The 3,744-nt window shown below is 62.1% G+C and carries 3 protein-coding genes; 2 read left to right on the forward strand and 1 reads right to left on the reverse strand.

What is annotated here, in order from left to right; all coding sequences use genetic code 11:
• Positions 1–527 precede the first annotated feature (527 nt).
• Complete coding sequence (locus CG471_RS29250; protein ID WP_231729948.1) at positions 528–2,366, forward strand: TonB-dependent siderophore receptor; 1,839 nt, start codon at positions 528–530, stop codon at positions 2,364–2,366.
• Between the two features lie 77 nt (positions 2,367–2,443).
• Here CG471_RS29250 and CG471_RS29255 read toward each other — a convergent pair whose 3' ends face one another.
• On the reverse strand, positions 2,444–3,100 hold the full coding sequence (locus CG471_RS29255; RefSeq protein ID WP_066675301.1) for a cation transporter: 657 nt from the start codon (positions 3,098–3,100) through the stop codon (positions 2,444–2,446).
• Between the two features lie 64 nt (positions 3,101–3,164).
• Between CG471_RS29255 and CG471_RS29260 the strand changes: the two genes are divergently transcribed.
• Positions 3,165–3,569, forward strand: a complete 405-nt coding sequence (locus CG471_RS29260; protein ID WP_066675305.1) for a helix-turn-helix domain-containing protein — start codon at positions 3,165–3,167, stop codon at positions 3,567–3,569.
• Positions 3,570–3,744 lie beyond the last annotated feature (175 nt).

A 3,744-nucleotide genomic window follows, 5' to 3' on the forward strand; every position in this document is an offset into this window, starting at 1 on the left:
CAGCGGACCTTCATCGTCATCCCCGCAAAGGGGGCGACATCATCTCGGAATCAGGGGGCGAGTAATTCTCGGAACAGGGGGGCGGCATCATTTCGGAATGAGGGGGCGGCTTCCCTCGGAATCAGCATTTTTCCATCGGAAAGCACGGCCCTGTCATAACAAGGCGTCTTCCCGACATGGTCAGGTTGACGCCGCGGCAGGGAAGAACCCACGATATGCGGGCGCAGGAGACACCACCCTGCTACTCTATTCTCGGCGCCCCCTGATAACTGTTCCTGCTTGACCTGTCACGCTGCCTTCTGAAGGTCATCATCGGCTGCGCGGCTTACACAAGGCTGCCGGTGTTACCGTCAGGAGAATGTCCGGGCCTACGCGCGCTCCCGACGCAATGCGCACCGTCCCGGACGTTTCAACGGCCAATAGCAGATCCTGAAAACCGTTCTTGACCCTGTAGTCGCTACAGGTCTTATGGAGCCTTCCGTACCCGGCGTCAGATGTCGGGCAGGAACGGGGGCAATGTGAGTTTGATGGTTCGTGCCGGCAGGGTCTGTGTCGGGAGCAGCGCGCTGGTTATTGCAACCATGATGGCCGGTACAGCCTATGCGCAAGCACAGGTCCAGGCCGACCACACAGAGGAGGCTGAGACCGAGATTGTGGTCCAGGCGACACGGACGGGGCGCAGGGTTCAGGACGAACCGATCCGTGTCGATGTCATCAATCGCGAGGAGATTGAAGAAAAGCTCCTCATGCGCCCCGGCAACATCGCCATGCTCGTCAGCGAGACGCCGGGCGTGCGGGTTCAGACCACATCGCCCGCGCTAGGCGCGGCCAATGTCCGCATCCAAGGCCTCAAGGGCCGCTACACGCAGATCCTGGCCGACGGATTGCCCCTCTATGGTGGGCAGACACCCTCCATTGGTCTGCTGCAAATCCCGCCCACCGATCTTGGCCAGGTGGAGATCATCAAGGGCGCGGCATCGGCGCTCTACGGTCCCTCAGCACTGGGCGGCGTCATCAATTTGGTGTCGCGTCGTCCGGCCAGCGAGTCGCAAGGCGAACTCCTGCTCAATGCTACCAGTCGTGACGGACAGGATGTGACGGGGTATGTCGCCGCGCCGCTCAGCAGCGTGTTCAGTGCCTCGGTCACCGCTGGCTATGACCGTCAAAGCCGACAGGATCTGAACGATGACGGCTGGGCCGACATGCCCGGCTATGAGCGCTTCACAGTCCGGCCCCGTCTGTTTGTCAACACTGCCGATGGGACCAAAGCCTTGGTCACTTTCGGCGCGATGGCGGAGCAGCGCGACGGCGGAACGATGCCGGAAGCCAATGCGCCGGACGGATCGCCGTTCGCGCAGACGCTGCACAGCCGGCGCTACGACCTCGGCCTCACGGCCGAAACACCGCTGGAAGGCATCGGCACGCTGCGTTTGCGCGCGTCCGGCGTTACCCAATCGCATCGCCATGTCTTCGGCAAGACAGTGGAGAATGACCGCCACCGCACGGCATTCGCTGAGGCCTCGCTCGGCGGCAAGGCAGGCGAGACGACATGGCTGGCAGGCGCTGCGATCCAGTTGGACGACTATCGGTCCAAAGCGTTCTCAGCCTTCGATTACAGTTATACCGTGCCCGCGCTTTTCGTGCAGGGTGAGCAGGAACTGGCCGACCGGCTGACCCTGGCGGGGAGCCTGCGCTGGGATGCGCATAGCGACTATGGCTCACATGTCAGCCCGCGCCTTTCCGCGCTCTATCGCCCTGGGCCCTGGACGATCCGTGCGTCGCTGGGACGCGGCTTCTACGCGCCGACACCGTTTGTCGAGGAGACAGAGGCCAATGGCCTTGCGCGCCTTCTGCCTTATGGAAAGCTCAAAGCGGAGTTTGCCAACAGCGGGTCGATCGACTTCGGCTACGCCAGCGGACCGTTCGAAGCGAACTTCAACCTGTTTGCCTCGAGCATTGACCATGCCCAACAGTTGCAGACGGTGGACGCGGATCATGTCACGCTCATCAATGCCGATGGCGTCACGCGGACGCGCGGCGCCGAAGTGCTGCTACGTTATCGCTGGCAGGCTCTGTCTCTGACCGGCAGCTACGTGCATGTCGCCGCGAATGAACCCGATCTCGATGGCTCTGGTCGGCGGATCGTACCACTGACGCCCCGAGACAGCGCGGGCCTTGTCGGAATGTGGGAGAAGGAAGGGCGTGGCCGTTTCGGGATCGAGGCATACTATACCGGACGACAATCCCTACCGGACGCAAAGCAGGTCCTATGTCCAGCTCGGCGCTATGGGCGAAGTGATATTGGGCAAGGTCAGCCTGTTCCTCAATGCCGAAAACCTGCTCAATGTGCGGCAGACGAAATATGACCGGCTGCTCCTGCCGCGTCGCGCACCGGCGGGGGCATGGACGGTCGATGCCTGGGCACCGACCGACGGGTTTGTCCTCAACGGAGGGGTGCGGATTCGCTTCGGCGGAGAATAGGCCTGCTCCTCAGTTCACCGCGCGCCTGGTGGATGATCTGCCATCCGCCGGACAGCGCGAGCGCGGCCATGATTGCTGCGACAGCGATGTCCGGCCAGCCCGTGCCGGTGCCGAACACGCCCAGCGCTGCGGCGACCACGGCGATATTGCCGATCGCATCGTTGCGCGAGCAGATCCAGACCGAGCGCCGGTTGGCGTCACCCGCGCGGTGACGCCAGAGCATCGCGGCGCAGGCAAGGTTCGCGACCATTGCGATCACGCCCACGATCCCCATGGTCTCAGCAGCTGGAACTATGCCCTGCGTCGCCATCCAGATCGTGTTGCCCAGCACCCAAATCCCGAACAACAGAATCGATACGCCCTTGGCCATAGCCGCCCGCGCTCGCCACGCCAGCGCCATGCCCGCGACGCCGAGGCTGATCGCGTAGTTGGCAGCGTCGCCCAGGAAGTCGAGCGCATCGGCCTTGAGCGATGCAGACCCGGCAGTGACACCGGCGACAATCTCCACGCCAAACATGACCGCGTTGATCACAAGCGCGATCCATAACACGCGCCGCCATGCCGCATCGTTCAGCTTTTCGGTATTGTCCTGTGATCCGCCGCAGCATCCGCCGGCCATATGCATCTCCTGTTTCGGTGATGACAGGCTATATAGGGCCTGTAGCAACTACAGGGTCAAGGGTATGGCATTCACGATCGGCGATATGGGCAAGGCTACGGCCACGAAGATCGAGACGATCCGCTATTATGAGAAAATCGGCCTGCTGCCTAAGCCGGCGCGGACAACGAGCAACTACCGGGACTATGGGCAGGCGGAACTTGGCCGACTGTCCTTCATCCGCCGGGCCCGCGACCTCGGGTTTTCGCTCGATCAGGTCCGTGCGCTGTTAAGCATCTCGGGCGACCGCAGCTGCGATTGCGCCGGTATCGACCGGATCGCCAAAGAGCACCTACTTGAAGTTGACCGCAAGCTCTCGGACCTTGCGGCGCTTCGCAAAGAGCTGAAGGCGGTAATTGATTCCTGCGATGGCGGCATCGTTGCGGATTGCCGTATTATCGAAGCATTGGGGCCTGCATCGCCAGCCTAAGAATGGCAGTTGTTTGCCTTCCGCGGTCCATACCTGCCGTTCTCCTTACGGCCAATCGCGGTCATTTACATGCGAGATACCCATTCAAGCTGCTGGTCGCAGGCGGGCCGTTGATTGAGGGAATTCTTCGTCGAGTGATGGGCCCAACCAAAATCCATCAAGCGTTGTGCAGGGG

Origin of the sequence: Sphingobium sp. IP1 (assembly GCF_002708645.1) — a bacterium.
GTDB lineage: Bacteria > Pseudomonadota > Alphaproteobacteria > Sphingomonadales > Sphingomonadaceae > Sphingobium > Sphingobium yanoikuyae.

Coding starts and splice junctions, on each gene's coding strand:
- CG471_RS29250 (WP_231729948.1), top strand. CDS start 528: ATGGTTCGTGCCGGCAGGGTCTGTGTCGGGAGCAGCGCGCTGGTTATT.
- CG471_RS29255 (WP_066675301.1), bottom strand. CDS start 3,100: ATGGCCGGCGGATGCTGCGGCGGATCACAGGACAATACCGAAAAGCTG.
- CG471_RS29260 (WP_066675305.1), top strand. CDS start 3,165: ATGGCATTCACGATCGGCGATATGGGCAAGGCTACGGCCACGAAGATC.